The organism is Catenovulum sp. SX2 (assembly GCF_052056295.1).
Lineage (GTDB): Bacteria > Pseudomonadota > Gammaproteobacteria > Enterobacterales > Alteromonadaceae > Catenovulum.
Genome location: NZ_CP182493.1, coordinates 2184088 through 2203199 on the forward strand (window position 1 = coordinate 2184088; position 19112 = coordinate 2203199).

Genomic DNA, 19112 nt, shown 5'->3' on the forward strand with positions numbered 1-19112 from the left:
TACCCAAGCTTTTTTGAAGATACATGTTAAACACTCACCTAGTGAATTGGAATTTTTGATGGAAATTAAAGTAAATTATTTAGACAACTTACGCCTTGAAGCCAAATTTGACGATTTTACCGTCATTTCCGACCAACCAATTCGTTATAAAGGCGATGGCTCTGCGCCGGGTCCATTCGATTATTTTTTAGCATCATCAGCAATGTGTGCTGCTTACTTTGTTAAGGTGTATTGTTTAGCGCGTGATATTCCAACCGACAATATTCGTTTAGCGCACAACAATATTGTTGACCCAGAAAACCGCTACAAGCAGCAGTTTAAAATTCAAATAGAACTTCCAGAAAGCATTTCAGAAAAAGATCGCATAGGTATTTTGCGCTCAATCGACCGCTGCACAGTAAAAAAAGTAGTGCAAACAGGCCCAGAATTTATTGTTGAAGCGGTGGAAAGTTTAGCGCAAGACGCTTCAGCCATGATAATGGTTGATACAGATGAAAATAATCAAACCTTTATTGTTGGTAAAGATTTACCACTAGAAAAAACCATAGCCAATATGACTCAGCAACTGGCTGATTTAGGCATGAAAATTGAGGTTTCTTCATGGCGTAATATAGTGCCAAATGTTTGGTCACTGCATATTCGTGATGCAGCGTCACCTATGTGTTTTACCAATGGTAAAGGCTCAAGCAAAGAAAGTGCATTGTGTAGCGCATTAGGCGAGTTTATTGAACGCTTAAATTGTAATTTTTTCTACAATGATCAGTTTTTGGGTGAAGACATAGCCAATGCTGAGTTTGTGCATTACCCTAATGAAAAATGGTTTGAGTTAACCGAAGACGACTCACTGCCAGCAGGCATGTTAGACGACTACTGTTTAGATATTTTTAATCCTGATGGTGAACTGCAAGGTTCGCATTTAATCGACACCAACTCAGGTAATATTGAACGTGGTATTTGTTGTATTCCATACACACGCCACAGCGATGGTGAAACTGTTTATATTCCATCAAACATTATTGAAAACCTGTTTTTAAGCAATGGCATGAGCGCGGGTAACAATATTTTTGAAGCGCAGGTTCAGTGTTTATCTGAAATATTTGAGCGCGCGGTAAAACGCCAAATTATCGAACAAGAGATTGTTTTACCAGACGTACCAAAAGAAGTACTCGCCAAATATCCAAGCATAGTTGCCGGTATTGAAGGCTTAGAGCAACAAGGTTTCCCAGTATTAGTGAAAGATGCATCTTTAGGTGGTCAATTCCCTGTAATGTGCGTCACCATAATGAACCCTAAAACCGGTGGCGTATTTGCCTCATTTGGTGCGCACCCAAGTTTTGAAGTGGCACTAGAGCGCAGCTTAACTGAGTTATTACAAGGCCGCAGTTTTGAAGGCTTAAATGATATTCCAAAACCTACCTTTAACAGCATGGCGGTTTCTGAGCCGGAAAACTTTGTTGAACATTTTATCGACTCAACCGGGGTTATTTCGTGGCGCTTCTTTAGCAGCAAATCTGAATATGATTTTGTTGAGTGGGATTTCTCTGGCGACAATGAACAAGAGTGCGAAACCTTATTCGGTATTTTAGCCGATTTAGGTAAAGAAGCTTATGTGGCTAAGTTCGAACACCTTGGCGCAAGTGCTTGCCGCATCCTAGTGCCGGATTATTCAGAAGTGTACCCAGTTGAAGATTTAATTTGGGACAATACCAACAAAGCGCTGCAATACCGCGAAGATATTTTAAATATCCACAAGCTGTCGGACGATCAGTTAGTTGATTTATATGAGCGCTTAGAAGACAGCCAGCTAGATAACTATATCGATATTATCACCCTGATTGGTATTGAGTTTGACGAAAACACAGTGTGGGGTCAGTTGACCATACTTGAGCTAAAAATTCTAATTTGCCTTGCGGTTGGTGAGCTTGAACAAGCTATCGAGTTAGTTGGTGAGTTTTTACAATACAACGACAACACAGTTGAACGTACTTTATTTTACCAAGCGGTCAGCGCTGCTTTAGAAGTAACCTTAGATGAAGAACTAGAGTTAGATGATTTTATCTTTAACTTCAAGCGTATGTTTGGTGACGAAGTCATGGAAAATGTAGTTGGCTCAATTAATGGCGAAGTTAAGTTTTATGGTTTAACTCCAACCAGTATGAAACTTGAAGGACTAGACAGACATCAACGTTTAATCGACAGTTACAAAAAATTACACAACGCACGCAAAAAAGCGGCGGGGTTATAACATTCAAATCTAGGCGCTATATTGTCTAAAAAATATAGCGCCCAAAAATCCCCCTAAAATAGCCGCCAAATTAAAACATTGGCGTGAAAGTAATATCGTCAATGTAACCCCAAGATTGGGCAATTTCATCTAACGACAATACAATGTCAGCTTGGCCATTGACCACTTCAACTTCAGTGGTAAAAGTAGCCCAATTTAACCAACCACTGGTTGTTAACGCAACTTCCGCAGTATTAGTGCCAGAGGTAACCATTATTTTGCTCGCAGTTGCGCCTTTGCTCTCACCCATAATCGCAGCACTTAACAAGTATTTACCATTATCTAGGCCAGTTAAGTTTTGCGTTAATGTGGTTTTAAAGTCTTGGTCTAACCAATAGTTTAAAGTGTATTGACCGGTTAACGCGGCGTTTGCATCATCACTGATAGTAAAAATGCTATCACCTGCCAAAACCCATTGGCTATAACTACCTGACTCAAAACTGCTGTCTAACAACACGTTTTGTTTTTTCACCAATACACTAACAGCTACAGTAACACTTGAACCATCGGCTAAAAACGCTTCTATTTGATAGTCAGCACTGGCACTTGTATCTATTGAACTAGTATCACCCCAAGTTACATCAACATTGTCAAATTGACCTGTGTTGTAGATAAGACGAATAACAGTAGGCAAAGTAAAAGTGGTTTGCCCTGCATCTAGGGTTAAATCTATAGGTGCAACTGAGTCAACCGCCATAGGTTGCATATCAGCCGTTTCAGACACTAACCAAAAAACATCGAGTGAATCTAGCACTTTGCCTGAATAATCAAACATTGCTTGGTTTTCCCAGCCATTGGTTTGACCAGAAATCCAGCCAGCGCCACTCACACCTAACCAAGTTGGTTCCCAATAAAATACACCTGCACCTAGATCATTTGGCACATCTGCAATACGCTCAATTAGATCGCGTACAAACGAAGCTTGGCCTTGTACACTAGCGTTATAACCAACTTTTTCAACATCGGCATTGCCAAAGATATTACTGCCGCCATCAGGCCCTGCGTCTGTAGTAAATGCATACGCGGTTTCAACGATAACAACTGGCTTATTACGCTCGTTAGCAAGCCTATCCATAGCTGTTTGTAGTTGATCTAACGTACCATGCCAATATGGATAATAAGATAAACCAATAATGTCGTAATCCAGCTGTTGATTATCAAAAGCTGCATACACAGATGCCACGAAATCAGTTTTTTGTGGTTCAGTTAAATGCAACATAATTTCAGCAGAAGCATTAGCTTGTACCTCTGCATCACGCACAGCTTGAATGCCTTGTTTTAACAATGCAATTGCTGCCGCAGATGTCACACCATTGCCTTGTGGCGCAACTAAACCGGTATTAATTTCATTACCAATTTGCACCATATCCGGAAACACACCATCAGCATGCATCGCCATTAGGCTGTCGTAGGTGAAATCATATAAAGCAGTTTCAACTTCTGCGGTTGATAAATTCAACCAAGCTTTTGGCATATATTGTTGACCCGGATGAGCCCAGAAATCGCTGTAGTGAAAGTCGAGTAAAACTTTTAATCCTTCAGCTTTAGCGCGTTTAGCCAAAGCAATAGCGGTTGCCAGATCATTATTGCCACCACCAATTGGCCCAGAAACAGCTTGGCCGCCGTTGACATCAGCTGACCAATAAACATCATTGATATCATTCCAAACACGCAAACGCACCCAGTTTACTTGGTGCTCCGCCAAGATGCTGAAAACGTCTTGCTCAATGCCATCCTGGTTATAAAACTTGCCGCCGGCTTGCTCTACCTGCTGCACAGTAGAAATATCAACACCTTTGATAAAACTATCGTCAATATCCACAGGATTAACATAAATAGACGAAGTTAATACAGGTGTATTGCCACCATTATCTGGTGCATCAGGTTTATCGTTTTCCTCAGTTTGGATATCTAAGCCACATCCCACCACCAATGAAACCGCAGTAACCGCCAATACACTGCGCACAGATTTTGCCAACCATCCTTGTAATAACTGCGTTGTTCCTTGTTTTTCAGATACTAATTGCATTTTAATTTCGCTCCCCAAGCAAAAGGGTAAACATTTACCCAACAAAGGCAAAGTATTGCACCAAGGTTAATAACTGTCAATTAACTGTACAAAAAATTAACAATAATTCTTAACCTAATGGGTTTGTGTTATTGCTAACCTTTATTGATACTTGGTTATTTTTCTCAGGCAGTGAAAAAAGTTTAATTGATAATTTGATTAGGCGTTTTACAAAATAAAAAGGGTGAAATATATTCACCCTTTTATGCATAAACTAGCCGTAACAAGGTTAGTTTAAATTAACCGTCACCGACTCGCTATAACCATAATTCCCTTCACTATCGGTCACTATATAGTTAAAAGTATCAGTGCCTGTTTCAGCTGAATTGGCTGTGTAGCTAAAAGCGCCTGTTGTGCTGTCAACTACAATACTGCCTTTAGTTGGCTGAACATTCACATTTAAACTACCATTTTTTGCAAAAGGTAAATACCCAGTCTTAGTTGTACCACTGGCGCTTGCAGTAAATGACACTGCAATGCCTCTTGAACTCGCAATTGGATAAACTTGATTATCCGCTGATAAGTTATTTGCGGTTATATCTAAGCCAATTCCTGCCTCAAAAGGATAATACGCAACTAAATCTGCTTCAGTGCCATACAAACGCAAGTTCATCTTTGCTGTAATTTCATTTTGGCTTTTTGCAGTTTGCCAAATACGTACATCATCTAACTCACCCGACCAATAGGCTGAATTATTAGTTGATGCACCAATTAGCATTTGTGCATCTGTATCTATACTGGCTAAGCCTGATATACCTAAACTTTTGACCATTTCGCCATTTAAGTATAAATAAGCGGTCGCATTAGCTGTATCAACTACAGCGGCAATGTGGTTCCAAGTGTTTTTTAGCACCAGATTTTCATCTGTTATGACAAAAGATGATGTGCCATCGGCTAAATATAAATTTGGCTGCAGTGCACCATTGTCATTCGTTAAACTCAAAGCCCAACCTTTGTTGGCATTTAATTTACTCACAATCGTTTGATTTGAACCATCACTGCTGCCATCGGCATTAAACCAAGCTTCAAGGCTAAAGCTGTTGCCTGCAAAGTTTAGCTCCGTAGCATGGGCTACTTGCAAATAATCGCTGCTGCCATTGAACGACAATGTACGCTCTGTACTGTAAACAAACTCTGGTGAATTATGTAACTCACCATAAAATGAGCCAGTTTCATCGTTAATGCCATATTCGTCATCATTGTTGTAGGTAAAGTACGCAAGCAAATCTTCAGCATTGCTGGCTACCGCAACATGCATTTGTTGCTGTATTTGCGCTCTAGACTTTTGCTTTGTCCAAATTCGCGTTTCGTCTATCGCGCCATTTAGATATTTTTCATCTAACTTTTTACTAATACCAAGCAACAGATCACCATCATTATTTTCCATAACACGATATGCATTTGCGACTTGCTCGCCGTTAATATACAAACGAAGCTTGTACTTAGATTTTTTATAAGTTACTGCAACATGCTGCCATTTGCCGACTTCAAGCGTGTGGCCCGATTCAAGCAAAGTTTTACCCAACTTACTAAATACTGTACCGCTAGGTGTAATTCCTAGTAGAATACGCCCATTACCTGAACCATCATCTTGATGCAAAATATGTTGATTAGAGCTGGACAATTGATTGAGCTTAACCCAAGTTTCAATTGTGAAATCACCCGATTTTGGATTAAACGCCCCATACATTGGAGTAGAGGCATATTGACTGCTGCCATCCAACAATAATGCTTTATCAAAACCAGTGGCAAGTGTGCTGTCTAGTTGAATTGATTTTTCAACATATAACCAATCCGAACAAACTTGTGCACCGGCGTCCGCACCATCGTTTGGTATTACACAAAATTGTAAATACTGATCTTCATGGTATTCAGATACTGTGTAGGCCTGAGTCGTTTCGCCCGAAATAGCGGCACTGTCGCTACCTTTAGAGTCACTAGCAATATTCCAGCTAAAGCTTGAATTTTGTTCTAAATCACCATCTTGGTCGGTATAACTGTAAGAGCCAACTAATAATTCATCCGCGATTGCATCGCCGATAATATTTACATTAGCAACACTAGGGGCATTGTTAACAGCGATGTTTGAGCCACATGCTTCACCCGTACCATTGCACAAGTCAAAAGATAAGCTGGTTGTGTAACTTGCTTCAGATAAGGTGTAACTAATTTCACCGCCTAGCTCTAAGTCTTTCATTTCAATTGAAAACTCAGTATTTATCGCAGGTCCAACCGAACCTTTGTAGTATATTTTGCCTTCTGCTCCATAAAAATACACATGTGTGGCCGTACATTCGGCTTGCTGAATGTTGTACGAAACACCCGCGGCTTTAAATGGCATATTCAAAGCAACACTGAACTTACTTTCGTTATAAAAAACTGCACTAGTATTTATCGACATAGTCGCATCAATAATGCCATCGCCATTTACGTCATGGCTGTGCTCTGGGGTAAAAACTAAATTATCATTAGGGTCGAAAATAAATTGGCTACCATCTTCCAATGTTAAAATTGCCGTTGGTGATAACTCGATAGCGAATTCCTGTTTTAAATCAGTGGTTACACTTAAGAAAGTATCCAGAGCGGTAAATTCTAAGTTGTAATACAAATCACCGTTGGATAGTGGTTCAAAATAGTCTTCTTCACATACCTCTTTACTGCTAGATAAAGCTTGGAAACCAGCGCCATTTAACCAAGCTTCCCAACTATTGCCCCAGTAGACTTCTTCTTCCATCCAGTTTTCTTCACTTATGTTGGCAACTAGACGTAATGAGTCCACTTCGCTTTGTGAGCTATCTGTATAACATTGGCTTTTGTCATTCATTGACTCACAAGGCAAACCAACCGCACCAACACTGTCGGCTGACACAGATTTTTCGTAGGTACTGTCTTGTATATAAGTATCGCCATTGTATTTGTCGACTAAAGATGAACCGATAGAAAAATACACGTCTTGCAGTCTAAGGCCGGCTGATAAATTAAACGCTGGCGAATTCACTGTGAAGTCGGCGTCATCATCCAACTTGAGCTCAGTTACAACTTGAATAGGCAGGCCTGCTTCAACTTCATCTGGATAACTAATAGATAAGGTTGCTGGTAAATTGGCATCAACCCAACCACCAGTTAGCTCTAAAGAAGGGATAAGTGATGCAGTACCACCAATTATTTGCACATCCATCAAACCACCCAATTCAACATCTGTGTAGCCGATATCAGTGGTAAATGAATTAGTAATATCAACCGTTTCAAACTTAGACAAAGCAAGAATATCGGTTACGCCATTTTCACCCCAAATACTCGCATCTGCGCTTAAATCTAACGCGACAGTATGAGTTAGATTCTCTAAATCTATCACGTCAATTGTAATATCAGCTTCTGCGGTTGCACCAAACAAGTCTGTTACTTGAACAACAATGCTATAGCTCGCTGTTGTTTCGTAGTCTAAACGACCTGTAATTGTACTTAAGCTTAATGCGCCACTTGTGCTATCAAGGGTAAAGGTTTTTTCATCGTTACCCGAAACAATCGCATACGAAACAGCGTCACCTAAATCATTCGCATCCGCTAAAACTGTACCTATAGTTGCACCAGCATTAGTGTATTCACTGACAGAGAAAGTTTGCGCAGCAATTGTTGGCTCTGCGTTTACCGTAATACTTAAACCCTGTTGTAACCACAATTGCGCTTGGCCAACACTATAGAGTACATAAGTTACACCGTCGGTTGTGTCGGTAACACCGGTTGCTTGCCACTGTTGATTTGTTGAATAAACACTGTCGTCACTACCACCTTTTATTTTAATGCGCGAGTTGCTACTAACACTTTTATTTAAGCTCAGGGTGTTGGCACCAGATCCATCAATATCAAAAACTTCAATACTACGGACTCTTGCGGCAGCTGCGGCTAAATTAAGGGTAATACCTGCACCGTCTAATTTTAGCGTGTCGGTACCACCACCTCCGTCAATACGGATAAAGTTATTGTCAGATAAAACGATAGTGTCACTACCTGGGCCAGCATAAACCACATCGGCACCACCTTGACCATTTATATAATCATCGCCAGTACCTGTTGCAATTCTGTCTGCTGCACTGCTGCCTAAAATGCTGTCGTCTGCATCTGTGCCAGTAAGTGTTAGCTCTTTGCCACTGCCTTTTAACACATACACAGCGCCAGATTTGTTTAAGTCGTTGGCATCGGCATCTGGTGTACCAAACAAAATATCTTTGATGCCATCACCATTAATATCACCTGCACTTGAAATCCAATGACCTAAACCATCATCCGCATTACCTGTACTATAAAAACCACCTTGGTTATTGGTAACATCGCTTAAATAAACAGGGTTATTGTCATTTTTTCCATAAACAACATACACTCGACCCTTGCCACTTTCAGCGTAACGGTCGCCAATAATGATGTCGTCGTAACCATCACCGTTTAAATCGCCCGCACCACCGATAGCGCCGGTTGCAATAGCACCCACAGCAAAACTAATAAGCGAAGCATCATTGTGAATAATAAAACCACCATTGCCCAAGGCTATTTCGGCTAAATCTATATATTGCTCCGATGTATTGCCAAAAATAACGTAAGCTCTGGGATATTCAATATCCTCACAGCAGTCAGTATCAGTCAACAACAACGCAATATCATCTAAACCATCAGCGTTCACATCACCTATAGAAGAGGTCGTAAAGCTAGGTTTCGTATTCGCGTACGAATCTGTGCAACAAAAAAATCCATATGTACCATCTTCAGGAATAATATGCAGGCCATCGCCGTCTTCCGTTACTTGATTAAAGTTAACAGAATCGCCACCAATACGACCAAAGACTAAACGGTTAATACCAGACGCGTCTCGCATAATCCCTTCATTAACAATAAAGTCTTGCAATCCATCACTATTAAAATCACCAACAGGCAATACCTGCGCGCCGAATTCCCAATAAGCGCTAACTTTTCGACCTTTATAAATAACGGCAAAACCCTCCGTAGTTGTTTCATCTGCTATTTCATTTAAATACACAGCAGAGCCATCTGACTTACCAAAAACAGTGTGCGCCATGTTCACATTTGTGACTGAGTCATTGAGCGCCACTGAAGCACTGGTGCTTTCCATGAATATTTCACCCAAAGTAATGTCAGCTAAACCATCACCGTTAACGTCACCTAATACTATTGTGCCACCCGCGTGGTCATAATTGCTTGAACCCAACATAACAAAACCGGTTGAGTCTGTATCTAATGCTAAAGCTGACAACTCAACTGCCGCAGTATCTTGTTTACCAAATACTGCGTAGGCTTTACCGGCTTCTGTATAAGTAGTGCCATCAATAATTGTGCTTGCGTATGGCGCACCTACTACTATGTCAGATAAACCATCACCATTAATGTCAACACCACCACTGACTGCAAAACCCGCTTTGTCTCCAGCAGCTTCACCATTAATAACAAAACCATTAATACCTAATGCCGCTTCTTCTAGCGACGCGAGTTGTCCTGTGCTACTACCAAATAAAACATAAGCGCGGCCAACATTGTCGCCATAGGTATCATCACCTGGCGCACCTATAATAATGTCGTCAAAACCGTCACCATTAACATCACCTGCTGGTGCAACACCGTAGCCTGTCCAATCTTTTTTCACTAAACCTTTAATGGTTTGCGCATTTGTGTTGAGTGAGTCGGTTATATCATTAACGGTAATCGTTACTTGAGTGATAGCAAAATCACCGTTGCCGTCGGTCGAGCTAATCACTAAGTCGTACTGAGTCACCCCACTTTCAAAATCTAACTGGCTAGAATCACTTACGCGTATTTGCCCTGTATCCGCATCAATTTCAAATGCGCCGCTGTCATTACCTGAGATTATTTGATAGCTATAATTAGTTAATTCAATTTCCCAACTACCTTTTTCAAATACAAAGTATTTAAATTTCACATCACCGTGATCATCAGGCATTACATTTTCTGAGTCGTCATGGATATAACCAGTAAAACTGTTATTGCTTATGTCAGTAAAACGAAAAGTTGCGTCAGTCGTTTGTACTAACTGAATAAACACAACTGGGTCGTTGTAAGTATTTAGCAACTCGATAGTAGGTGCATTTTCTCTGTCTGTATCGGTGAAAGTAAAACCGCCCATTTCACCCATTAAGGTGCCGTTTTTGTCGTATAAACTGCTATTGCCTTGCAGCATAAGTAAACTAACAGCTTCTGCGTTATGTTCACCATCATCCAATTCGTCGATATAAATTTTTGTTTCACTGCTAGACAGCGCACTAACGCCAACACCAGCTTGCTGAGTGCCGTTACTGGTAATTAAATTGGTCAATAATTGAGGTGATTGATCAAACGGACCGGTAAAAGTAACTTTACTGCTACTATGAGTAACTTCTTCAGCCGTTTGTGTAGTTTCAAACGGCAAACCATTCCATAAACCTTGTGCGGCTTGACTAACAGCTAACCAAGCGACTGTTTCGTTGCCTCGCACATTGTCGATAGAAGTCACAACACTTGAACCTGTCAGATCTAAATCAGTTTCGATAATGCTTTCAAACCCGCTCGCCGTAATATTTTGTTGGCGGGTACGCATAAGAATTTCGTAACCCAACTTGTTGATTGAACCATCATAACTATAAGTATCAACTGTGTAGGTAACATAATAACTGCCGTCACTTTGAATTTGATTAAATAGTATTGGTGGCTCGTCAAAGCTAGTTGTATAGTTTACCGCCTGATACGCTTCATCACGCGCAGCCCAGTTGGAAAGAACCGCAGTGCCAACATCTAATTTTAGCGTTGTTGTTGGGCTTGCATGATCAGAGGTTAGCTGGCCAATAACGGTATTTTTCGCTGTGTTTTCATCAACACTCAAATAAATATGAGTGGGTGCTGTGGTTAATGTTGTGCCATTGTCACTGCCAATGAGTACTGTGTCTGAAGTTGAGTTGTCCATTGAAACACTGCCAGTAGCACTTTCATCACCACTGGTATTGGCAAGAGTGTTCATTGAACACAGTAATAGCGTCGGCATAAATATTAGCCGTTTTGCATAACAACTGTGACTGCTCATAGAGACTCCTAATCTGTTGTAAATGATAAATAGGTAAGCCAGATACATTCACAGTGAACATCTAGCCTGTTGTATGTCAGGAGTGTGTAGTGCAGCTTACATGCCAAAATAAAAATCAATAAATTTCAGATAGATACAAGGAGATCTTATAGGAGTGAGTGTGGATTTCTTATAGTTCGCTAATAGATTTCAAGATTACTTATAGGTGCTTATAGAAAATTATATTCAAGCCATCGTCAATGATTGCAAATATTCAACTAACTGCTTAAAGCGGTAATTTTTCACAAAGGGGGAAATATGTTGCACAAAATCATTCAGCTGTGGTTCAGCTGCCAACTGGGTAATTTGTGCACGAATAGCCAATACATTATGTGTTTTAGCCAATTGAGTAAGCGCCAATATCTGAGCCTGTGTTGGCAATACTAACTCTGCGGTTTGTACCTTGTCGGTAGATAAATTTGGCGGTGAAACATTCACCTCACAAGGTGCTAAAGTAACATCAAACCAAAAGCGGCTGCCAACGTTTTCTTCACTATGTACTTCAAGTTTAGTCCCCATCAGCTTAACCAAACGCTGACTAATAGCTAAACCTAAGCCCGTGCCTTCGGCTCGTGTAATACTATTGTCTAGTTGATGAAATGGGATAAAGATTTCTTTAAGTTTAGATTTATTAATGCCTAGTCCAGTGTCTTCAACACTAAATCTAACAACAATTTGCTTGAAGTTGTTCGATAGCAAATTAACGCTAAAAGTTACACACCCAGCACTGGTAAATTTAACTGCGTTGGCCAATAAATTTAGCAATACTTGGCGCAGTCTTTTTTCGTCCACCAGTACGACTTTTGGTAAATCACTATCAAGATAAAAATTAAAGGCTAATTGCTTGAGTTGTGCATTAATTTTTGTCATGTCGACTAGGTTATGGCAAAACTCAAACAAGTTAACCTGTTGAGGTTGCAATACAATTTTGCTTTCACTGGTTGCTGAAAATTCTAAAATGTCATTAATCATTGATAATAAGTGTTCAGCATTACGGTCAATTGCATTTATTCCTTGCCCATAACCCAACATGAGCTCTTCGTCTTGCTTATACATTTGGGTATTACCAAGAATAGCATTAAGCGGTGTACGCAACTCGTGGGTTACATTGGCCATAAAACGAGTTTTTGCTTGGTCTGACGCTTCTATTATTTTTTTTGCTTTCTGTAGCCGATAAACCAGATAACTAACAAACAACCATACAATAATCAGCAACAGCAAGGTTAAACTCGCTTCTGTGATCAATTTCGATTTCATTTCATCGCTTAATTGAACGAAGTACCCATTACTGACGACAAAATTAGCCAAGCCGAACAGCTCACCCTGACGACTAATTAATGGTACGGATATAAAATAACATTCGGAGCATTCGTTGTTGCCCATAGTAAAATCTAGCGTTCCAGCAACCACCTCTACCACAGAATAATCCAGTTGTAATTCAACACTATGAATATAACGTTGACCAATAGCAGGGTCTTCTACTATTAACATTACTTGTAGTGCGTCATCTAATGCTGCGGCTAATCTGTCAGATTGGGTGTAAGCCAAGTGTTCTATTAAAGTAGCGGCTTGCGCTTCGGCTAAGGTGTTTGCTTGGGTTTCTGCGACCAAATATAATCTCGGTTGTAACGTGTTTTGCCAATAATTCTCTAACGACCATACAAATACGCTAATTAGCATAATGAACACTAAACTGATTAATAACTGGCGTTGTAAATCACCCGCTTTATTCATACAGTTTAGCGACCTTAAGATAAAAAGCTTTTAATGATAGTTTAGACTTATCCAAGGTGGTTTTATTCAATAAAGGCCGAACACTTGCTTGCACAGATAAACCGCCCAATATGCCCTTTTCAACATCCCCAGCAAATGGAGAAAAAACGACTAAGCTATGCCGTACGCTGTATTTAACTAATAGCTCAATTTGTTTATCAGCTAATGGTTCAGCGATAAAAATGCCGGCATATTGCTCAGCCTGCAAAGTTTGCAATTGATTAATATCAAGCGGCTGAATTTTAAACTGAGTGCCATTTAGCGGCTGGAATATTTCAGCTAATTTATCACTATAGCTCTCTGCTTTAGATGCGCTGCCATTGTGTACAACCAGCACAACCAACTGCTGTTGCTTATTTTGTTTATCCAATAAATTGAGATCAGCTGTCACTAGTGTTTTAAAGATTTTCAAGCCAACCAAAGCGCGCCTTTCTTCAAAACCATTTGCGCTAACTTGGCCACAAATCACAACAAACAGCAACAACAAGGCGATACTTAACCTTGTTGTTTTAGCTACTGATGTGAATGCTGACCAAGAAAGCTTCATTGTGTTAATTAACCTGCTTAAAACTCATATTGTGCTTTTAACCAAACCATACGATAACCGTTAGCCAAGCCTGTTGGATAGTTAGCAGGATTTGGCATGACATCGTAATTTTCATCAAACAAATTATTGATAACTAAACCCAAGCTCATATTGTTAATATCAAACGGGTTTTGTGCGCTAACAGTGTAATTGACTAAATGCTGTGCAGAAAACTCAGTATTATGTCCACGAATAGGTGCAAGCTCCCAACCCTCTTGCGTTCCGACATACCTATAACTTAAAGCATGTTTAATGGAATCCGAAGGCTGCCAAGTAACACCTAGGTTAGCCAACCAATCAACAGAGCCAGCCAATTTTTGATCCTCGTCCAAATCATCCTGTGCATGGGTATAGGATAAATTAGCAAACCATTGCCATTGGCGATTAACTTGCTGCTGAAATTCCAGCTCAATACCTTGCAATTGAATACTACCTAAATTGCGAAAAGTTGGTGATTCACCAGGGCTGATAAAAAATTCAATTAGATCATCAACCTGAGTATCAAACACTGTACTTCTAAAAGTTAAACTTGAATCACGATAAATATAGGACAATTCAGTTGATTGCAGTTTTTCTTCTGTCAGAAGCTGCGCTTCGGTTACCGAATCAGGATTAAGCTCGCGCATAGTTGGTGGCCTAAATGCATCAGCAAATTGAAATTTAAAAATATGGTGCTCACCTTGACGCCATACAGCGGCAACTCTTGGCGAAGTATGGCTACCCCAATCTGCATATTTATCATGACGTGCGCCCAGTGTAATTTCTAAATCATCTGCAACCGACCACTGATTTTGAATTGTAAAGCTGCTCAGTTTTCGGTTTGATAATTCAGCGCCCATATCAATATTTGCTAATTGATTAAGCTCAAATCTTGCAATTGCATACTCATCAACTTTGCTAACACCATGGCCAGCGGCTAAATAAATCTTATGATCTGCAGTTGGTTGCCAGTGCAGAATAATTTGACCTCGATAAAATGAATCTTTACTACTCACTCTACGATACAGTTCTGTGGTTATTTCAGGCTCAGGTCCCGGTGGGTCAACCCCTTTAGGTATGGGTAAAAAAGTAGCTAGTTTCAAATTCGATTCAGCTGTGTCTAAATTGATGCCGATTTTCAACTCATCATTAATTTGCCAAGACTTGGCCAAGCTTGCGGTAAATACCTGCTCTGCTCTAGGTTGCATATCTTGTGGCATAGCTGCGTTTCGTCCATACCATCCTCCACGCTCGGTATCTGAGTAATTTAATTGCAACTTGTAACCTAGATACTCAAGTTGTGAATTAACAAACTTACCTTGCTTGTGATCATAAATATCACCGGGAGAATAACCTAACCCTCGACTATAAAAGTCATCTGGATTGGTTTGCAAGCCACTATTACCTTGTTGCCACCAAGAAAAGTTACTCGATAACTTCAGGCCCGATTGGAACTCGTGCATAAGCAACAAATCGCCCTGCAAAGCGTCTTTCTCACCTGCTTTAACTTTAATTTGATTCGTTTGATGAGTAATCACATTCACCACGGCCGAAAAAGCAAATTCGCCATACAATGATGACCCTGGCCCTCTAATCACCTCAATTCGTTCAACTTGCTCCAAAGGCAGACGCAACAGCCACTCAGTTGAACCATCATATGGCCGATTCATTGCCACACCATTTAACATCATTTTCAAATTGGTTGAGTCTAACGTCGCACCAATTCCGCGTACAATAGCGACTACCGAACCTGCGTTGTCGACACTCATGTAAAATCCTGCGGCACGTTCTAGCCCTTCTGCCACAGTGGTAGCGCCATAGCTTTCAAGCTGCTGTCCGTGCAAAATAGAAACCATGCCAGGCACATAATCAGCATTCATTTTGTTTTGAGTTGCAATTTCAGTTTGTTCATCTAAAAGTTCAAGTAACTGTGCAAGTTCATCTTCTTCATTCGCAAACAATGGTTCGCACATAAACCAATTAAATAAAACAAAAAACATAACTGTTTTATTTACAGAACGGGGAAACTGCATAACTAAACCTCTACACACTTTATCTAAGCTGGGCAGGTTACTGGCATTTACCAGCAGAAACAATTGCAAAGTATTAACCTAACAACTCATAGTGATTTATTTAAGTAGTACAATAATCAGACCAAGATCTTTTAAAATATAAAAAACTATACAAATCAAAAAACTAAACAAACTAAAATTAGAATCTGGCTAAAATAAATTTTCCTATAGGCACATATAAGCGTTTTTTGCTTATAATCACTGTATATAAGCCAACTAAATTTAACGCTATGCACACTAACCAACACAACTCAGTTGTTCTCATAGTTGATGACCAACCCGACAACCTAGACGTTTTAGTTAATTATCTCGCCGATAGTGGTTTGGAACTATTAGTTGCAACTAGTGGTAGTGAAGCGTTGGAGTTGGCGTGTGAACGAACTCCCGACTTAGTTTTGTTAGATGTCATGATGCCTGAGCTAGATGGTTTTCAAGTATGCACACAACTAAAAGTAAACCCAAACACAGCAACAACACCTGTAATATTTATGAGCGCGTATTCAGACACAGCTAGACGACTTGAAGGATTTAAAGTAGGCGCAATTGATTTTGTAACTAAACCCCTGCAGCGTGAAGAAGTGCTTGCGCGTATTCAAGCACATCTGACTATCGTTGAACAACAAAAGTTATTACAGGCCAAAAATCAGCAGTTAGAAATACTCAATGCTCAACTAACATCTGAAATAGACAAACGCCAACAAGCCGAATCAGCGCGTGATTTGGTTGATGAAAAATTCACTTCGTTAACGAAAAGAGAAGCGCAACACTGGCAAATAGAAAACTTTGTTGGACAAAGCCAAAGCGTAATCCATCTAATAGAGGAAGTTAGAAGCCTTCAATTTGCACCTAATACCAATGTTTTAGTCTTGGGTGAAAGTGGTACAGGTAAAGAGTTAATTTCTCGAGCAATTCATTATGGTAGTAAACGTGCCACAAAACCTTTTATTGCGGTTAATTGTTCGGCAATACCCGCAGATTTAGCCGATGCTGAATTGTTCGGTCACATTAAAGGCGCGTATACAGGCGCAACAGCTGACCGACATGGTTATTTTGTGCAAGCAGACGGCGGCACGTTATTTCTAGATGAAATTGGCGACATGCCTTTAGCTTTACAAGCGAAATTATTAAGAGTTTTAGAAGATGGCATTGTTACACCTGTAGGTGGGCGCAAAAGTCAAAAAGTTGATGTGCGTATAGTTGCCGCAACCAATATAAATTTGCAAGAAAAAGTACAAGCTAAAGAATTTAGGCAAGACTTATTTTACCGATTAGCTGGCTATCAAATTTCACTGCCCGCACTGCGCGAACGAACAGGTGATGTATCACTATTAGCGCAAAAATTTGTGAGCATACTAGCCGAACAAATGGGTCGTGAGTCATGCGAAATTTCAGTAGCCGCACTGAATGCATTGAACCGTTATCACTTTCCGGGCAATGTGCGCGAGTTAAAAAACATGATGGAATACGCCCTGATAGCAAGTCGGGGACAAAATATTGATGTGCCGCATTTACATTTTATGCAGCCAATTGATGACGTTGCATCAGAAGTTATCAATAACACACCAACACAAGCTATTCCATCCCCGACAGTTTCGAGCGACTTGTTTAACAATCAAAACCAGGAAGCTATGTTACTAGAGCATGCAAAACATCAGGGTAAAATAGACAACACATCAGCCCAACAACTGTTACAGGTAGACCATAGCAGAGCGTCATATCTGCTAAAAAAACTGCATAAAGAGGGTAAATTAACTAAAAAAGGCGAACGTCGCTGGAGTTATTACGAGCTCGCCTAGTTATAAAGAGTTAACTTTTTTGCTTTAAGTTAAACAGATTAAAATACTGACTAAAATTAAACCTATCCAACCAGGATGTTTGCCGTTAGTGGCAAATATCACTAGTAGTCCAGATAGCGCCATAACAATGGCAATTATAAGTTTGATCTGAGTATTTTGATAAATTTCACTGCTCGGCGATGCCAACAAAACCAACAATGCAGCTATGGCAAATCCAAACAGGCTGACAATATGCCAACTCGCCCATAGTATTCTGATATGCCGTTGTTTTAACGGTGGAACAGCAATAGTGGGCACGATAGAGTTTGTTCTTAACTGAGAAAAAATCAATTTCTCCCCCAAGCAAGAATGTATTATGCCAACTAGGCTTGTTAAAACAGCCGCTAACAACAAATATAAATCCATACAATCTCGCTATTTAACCTGATGTGTTTGCCAGCAAAAGCCAATTAAAAACAGTAAACCGGCAATAAACCAAGTAATACCTGCAACAACTGAAAAGCCACTAACCATTTGTGGAAAAATAAACGATAGTGGAATAGTCGCTAAACCTCGAACTAAACACACAGCAGAAATGCTATAACTTGCAGTAGTTAGCAAGGGTAGCCTTTTAATGAGCCCTGCAGCAGACAAAGCAAATAACCCACAAATAACAAAAAGAGCAGATACAAAAACAGTCGCTATCGGCGCTAATAAAGTCCCGTTTTTTGCAGATTCAATTAGTTCTGTCGGTGCCATTTGTGCTTGGTAACAGCTAGGTCCTAAATAAATACACGACATGTGCGCAAAAGCGGTGAATCCCGCAATAGCTGCAAATGCGCACAACATAGCGGTTGAGATGTTTTTCTTGTACATAATACGTCCTTGTAAAATTTAATAACTCTGTAGCTTGAACCATTTTTACTACATAAACAATCCATCACCAAAACTAACATTAAAATCAGCACACCAGACACTGAGACCATTTAGTTTATCAAGCTGATCTGCTGAAGTTAACGTCACGTCTATACTGTCGCCGCTATACACAGTGCCATTGAGCATAGGGCCAATCGCAAAACCAGCGCCGTCATCTCGGTAGTTACCATCAATGCCGCCATAAAAATAAACAGCTGGGCCACCACCGTCATAGTTAAAAGCAGAAACCCGAATGGTACAGTTATCAATAATTTGAGCTGAACCACTCACATCATGGGCTAAAGTACTAAATACCATAGTTTTACCAACACTCGGATGGTCGTTCTGGCCGCATTGATAGTCAGCCATCATGTCCATGTCATCATTCATTTGTTCTGAATTTGAACCACCCGCATCTATATCAACTTTAGTATCACTGCCACAGCTAGCTAACGTTAACACGGCCGCCAATAACACAATATACTGACTCAATTTAATCTTCATCTCGCGAATCCTCTGTTGTTTTTCACTTGAAACCCTGCA

Annotated in this window: 10 protein-coding genes; 2 read left to right on the forward strand and 8 right to left on the reverse strand. The window is 40.1% G+C overall.

Annotated features, from left to right (window positions below; translation table 11 throughout):
- Positions 1-58: 58 nt before the first annotated feature.
- Positions 59-2245, forward strand: coding sequence for an OsmC domain/YcaO domain-containing protein (locus tag ACMZOO_RS09130; RefSeq protein ID WP_440903067.1), 2187 nt, complete (start codon positions 59-61; stop codon positions 2243-2245).
- Positions 2246-2315: 70 nt separating this feature from the next.
- On the opposite strand, the gene ACMZOO_RS09135 is transcribed toward ACMZOO_RS09130, so the two are convergent.
- The 5 genes from ACMZOO_RS09135 to ACMZOO_RS09155 all read right to left on the reverse strand — a co-directional run bounded on the left by ACMZOO_RS09135 (position 2316) and on the right by ACMZOO_RS09155 (position 15840).
- A complete protein-coding gene (locus ACMZOO_RS09135; RefSeq protein WP_440903068.1) occupies positions 2316-4313 on the reverse strand; it encodes a glycosyl hydrolase 53 family protein in 1998 nt (665 codons plus the stop codon).
- A 268-nt stretch (positions 4314-4581) separates the two neighbouring features.
- Complete coding sequence (locus tag ACMZOO_RS09140; protein ID WP_440903069.1) at positions 4582-11430, reverse strand: LamG-like jellyroll fold domain-containing protein; 6849 nt, start codon at positions 11428-11430, stop codon at positions 4582-4584.
- 225 nt (positions 11431-11655) lie between these two features.
- On the reverse strand, positions 11656-13203 hold the full coding sequence (locus tag ACMZOO_RS09145) for a sensor histidine kinase (RefSeq protein WP_440903070.1): 1548 nt from the start codon (positions 13201-13203) through the stop codon (positions 11656-11658).
- Complete coding sequence (locus ACMZOO_RS09150; protein ID WP_440903071.1) at positions 13196-13789, reverse strand: hypothetical protein; 594 nt, start codon at positions 13787-13789, stop codon at positions 13196-13198. Before ACMZOO_RS09150 ends, ACMZOO_RS09145 begins: the two co-directional genes overlap by 8 nt.
- 17 nt (positions 13790-13806) lie before the next feature.
- Positions 13807-15840: a TonB-dependent receptor plug domain-containing protein gene (locus ACMZOO_RS09155; protein WP_440903072.1), complete on the reverse strand. Its 2034-nt coding sequence runs from the start codon at positions 15838-15840 to the stop codon at positions 13807-13809.
- Positions 15841-16109: 269 nt separating this feature from the next.
- Between ACMZOO_RS09155 and ACMZOO_RS09160 the strand changes: the two genes are divergently transcribed.
- Positions 16110-17675 (forward strand): sigma-54-dependent transcriptional regulator, encoded by a 1566-nt coding sequence (locus ACMZOO_RS09160; protein ID WP_440903073.1) that lies wholly within the window; start codon positions 16110-16112, stop codon positions 17673-17675.
- Positions 17676-17699: 24 nt separating this feature from the next.
- On the opposite strand, the gene ACMZOO_RS09165 is transcribed toward ACMZOO_RS09160, so the two are convergent.
- The 3 genes from ACMZOO_RS09165 to ACMZOO_RS09175 all read right to left on the reverse strand — a co-directional run bounded on the left by ACMZOO_RS09165 (position 17700) and on the right by ACMZOO_RS09175 (position 19073).
- On the reverse strand, positions 17700-17972 hold the full coding sequence (locus ACMZOO_RS09165; RefSeq protein WP_440903074.1) for a hypothetical protein: 273 nt from the start codon (positions 17970-17972) through the stop codon (positions 17700-17702).
- A 117-nt stretch (positions 17973-18089) separates the two neighbouring features.
- On the reverse strand, positions 18090-18530 hold the full coding sequence (locus ACMZOO_RS09170; RefSeq protein WP_440903075.1) for a hypothetical protein: 441 nt from the start codon (positions 18528-18530) through the stop codon (positions 18090-18092).
- Between the two features lie 48 nt (positions 18531-18578).
- On the reverse strand, positions 18579-19073 hold the full coding sequence (locus ACMZOO_RS09175) for a DM13 domain-containing protein (RefSeq protein ID WP_440903076.1): 495 nt from the start codon (positions 19071-19073) through the stop codon (positions 18579-18581).
- Positions 19074-19112: the final 39 nt, after the last annotated feature.

Excerpts from the sequence above, each read along its gene's own strand:
- ACMZOO_RS09130 (WP_440903067.1), top strand. The coding sequence starts at position 59 with ATGGAAATTAAAGTAAATTATTTAGACAACTTACGCCTTGAAGCCAAA.
- ACMZOO_RS09135 (WP_440903068.1), bottom strand. The coding sequence starts at position 4,313 with ATGCAATTAGTATCTGAAAAACAAGGAACAACGCAGTTATTACAAGGA.
- ACMZOO_RS09140 (WP_440903069.1), bottom strand. The coding sequence starts at position 11,430 with ATGAGCAGTCACAGTTGTTATGCAAAACGGCTAATATTTATGCCGACG.
- ACMZOO_RS09145 (WP_440903070.1), bottom strand. The coding sequence starts at position 13,203 with ATGAATAAAGCGGGTGATTTACAACGCCAGTTATTAATCAGTTTAGTG.
- ACMZOO_RS09150 (WP_440903071.1), bottom strand. The coding sequence starts at position 13,789 with ATGAAGCTTTCTTGGTCAGCATTCACATCAGTAGCTAAAACAACAAGG.
- ACMZOO_RS09155 (WP_440903072.1), bottom strand. The coding sequence starts at position 15,840 with ATGCAGTTTCCCCGTTCTGTAAATAAAACAGTTATGTTTTTTGTTTTA.
- ACMZOO_RS09160 (WP_440903073.1), top strand. The coding sequence starts at position 16,110 with ATGCACACTAACCAACACAACTCAGTTGTTCTCATAGTTGATGACCAA.
- ACMZOO_RS09170 (WP_440903075.1), bottom strand. The coding sequence starts at position 18,530 with ATGTACAAGAAAAACATCTCAACCGCTATGTTGTGCGCATTTGCAGCT.
- ACMZOO_RS09175 (WP_440903076.1), bottom strand. The coding sequence starts at position 19,073 with ATGAAGATTAAATTGAGTCAGTATATTGTGTTATTGGCGGCCGTGTTA.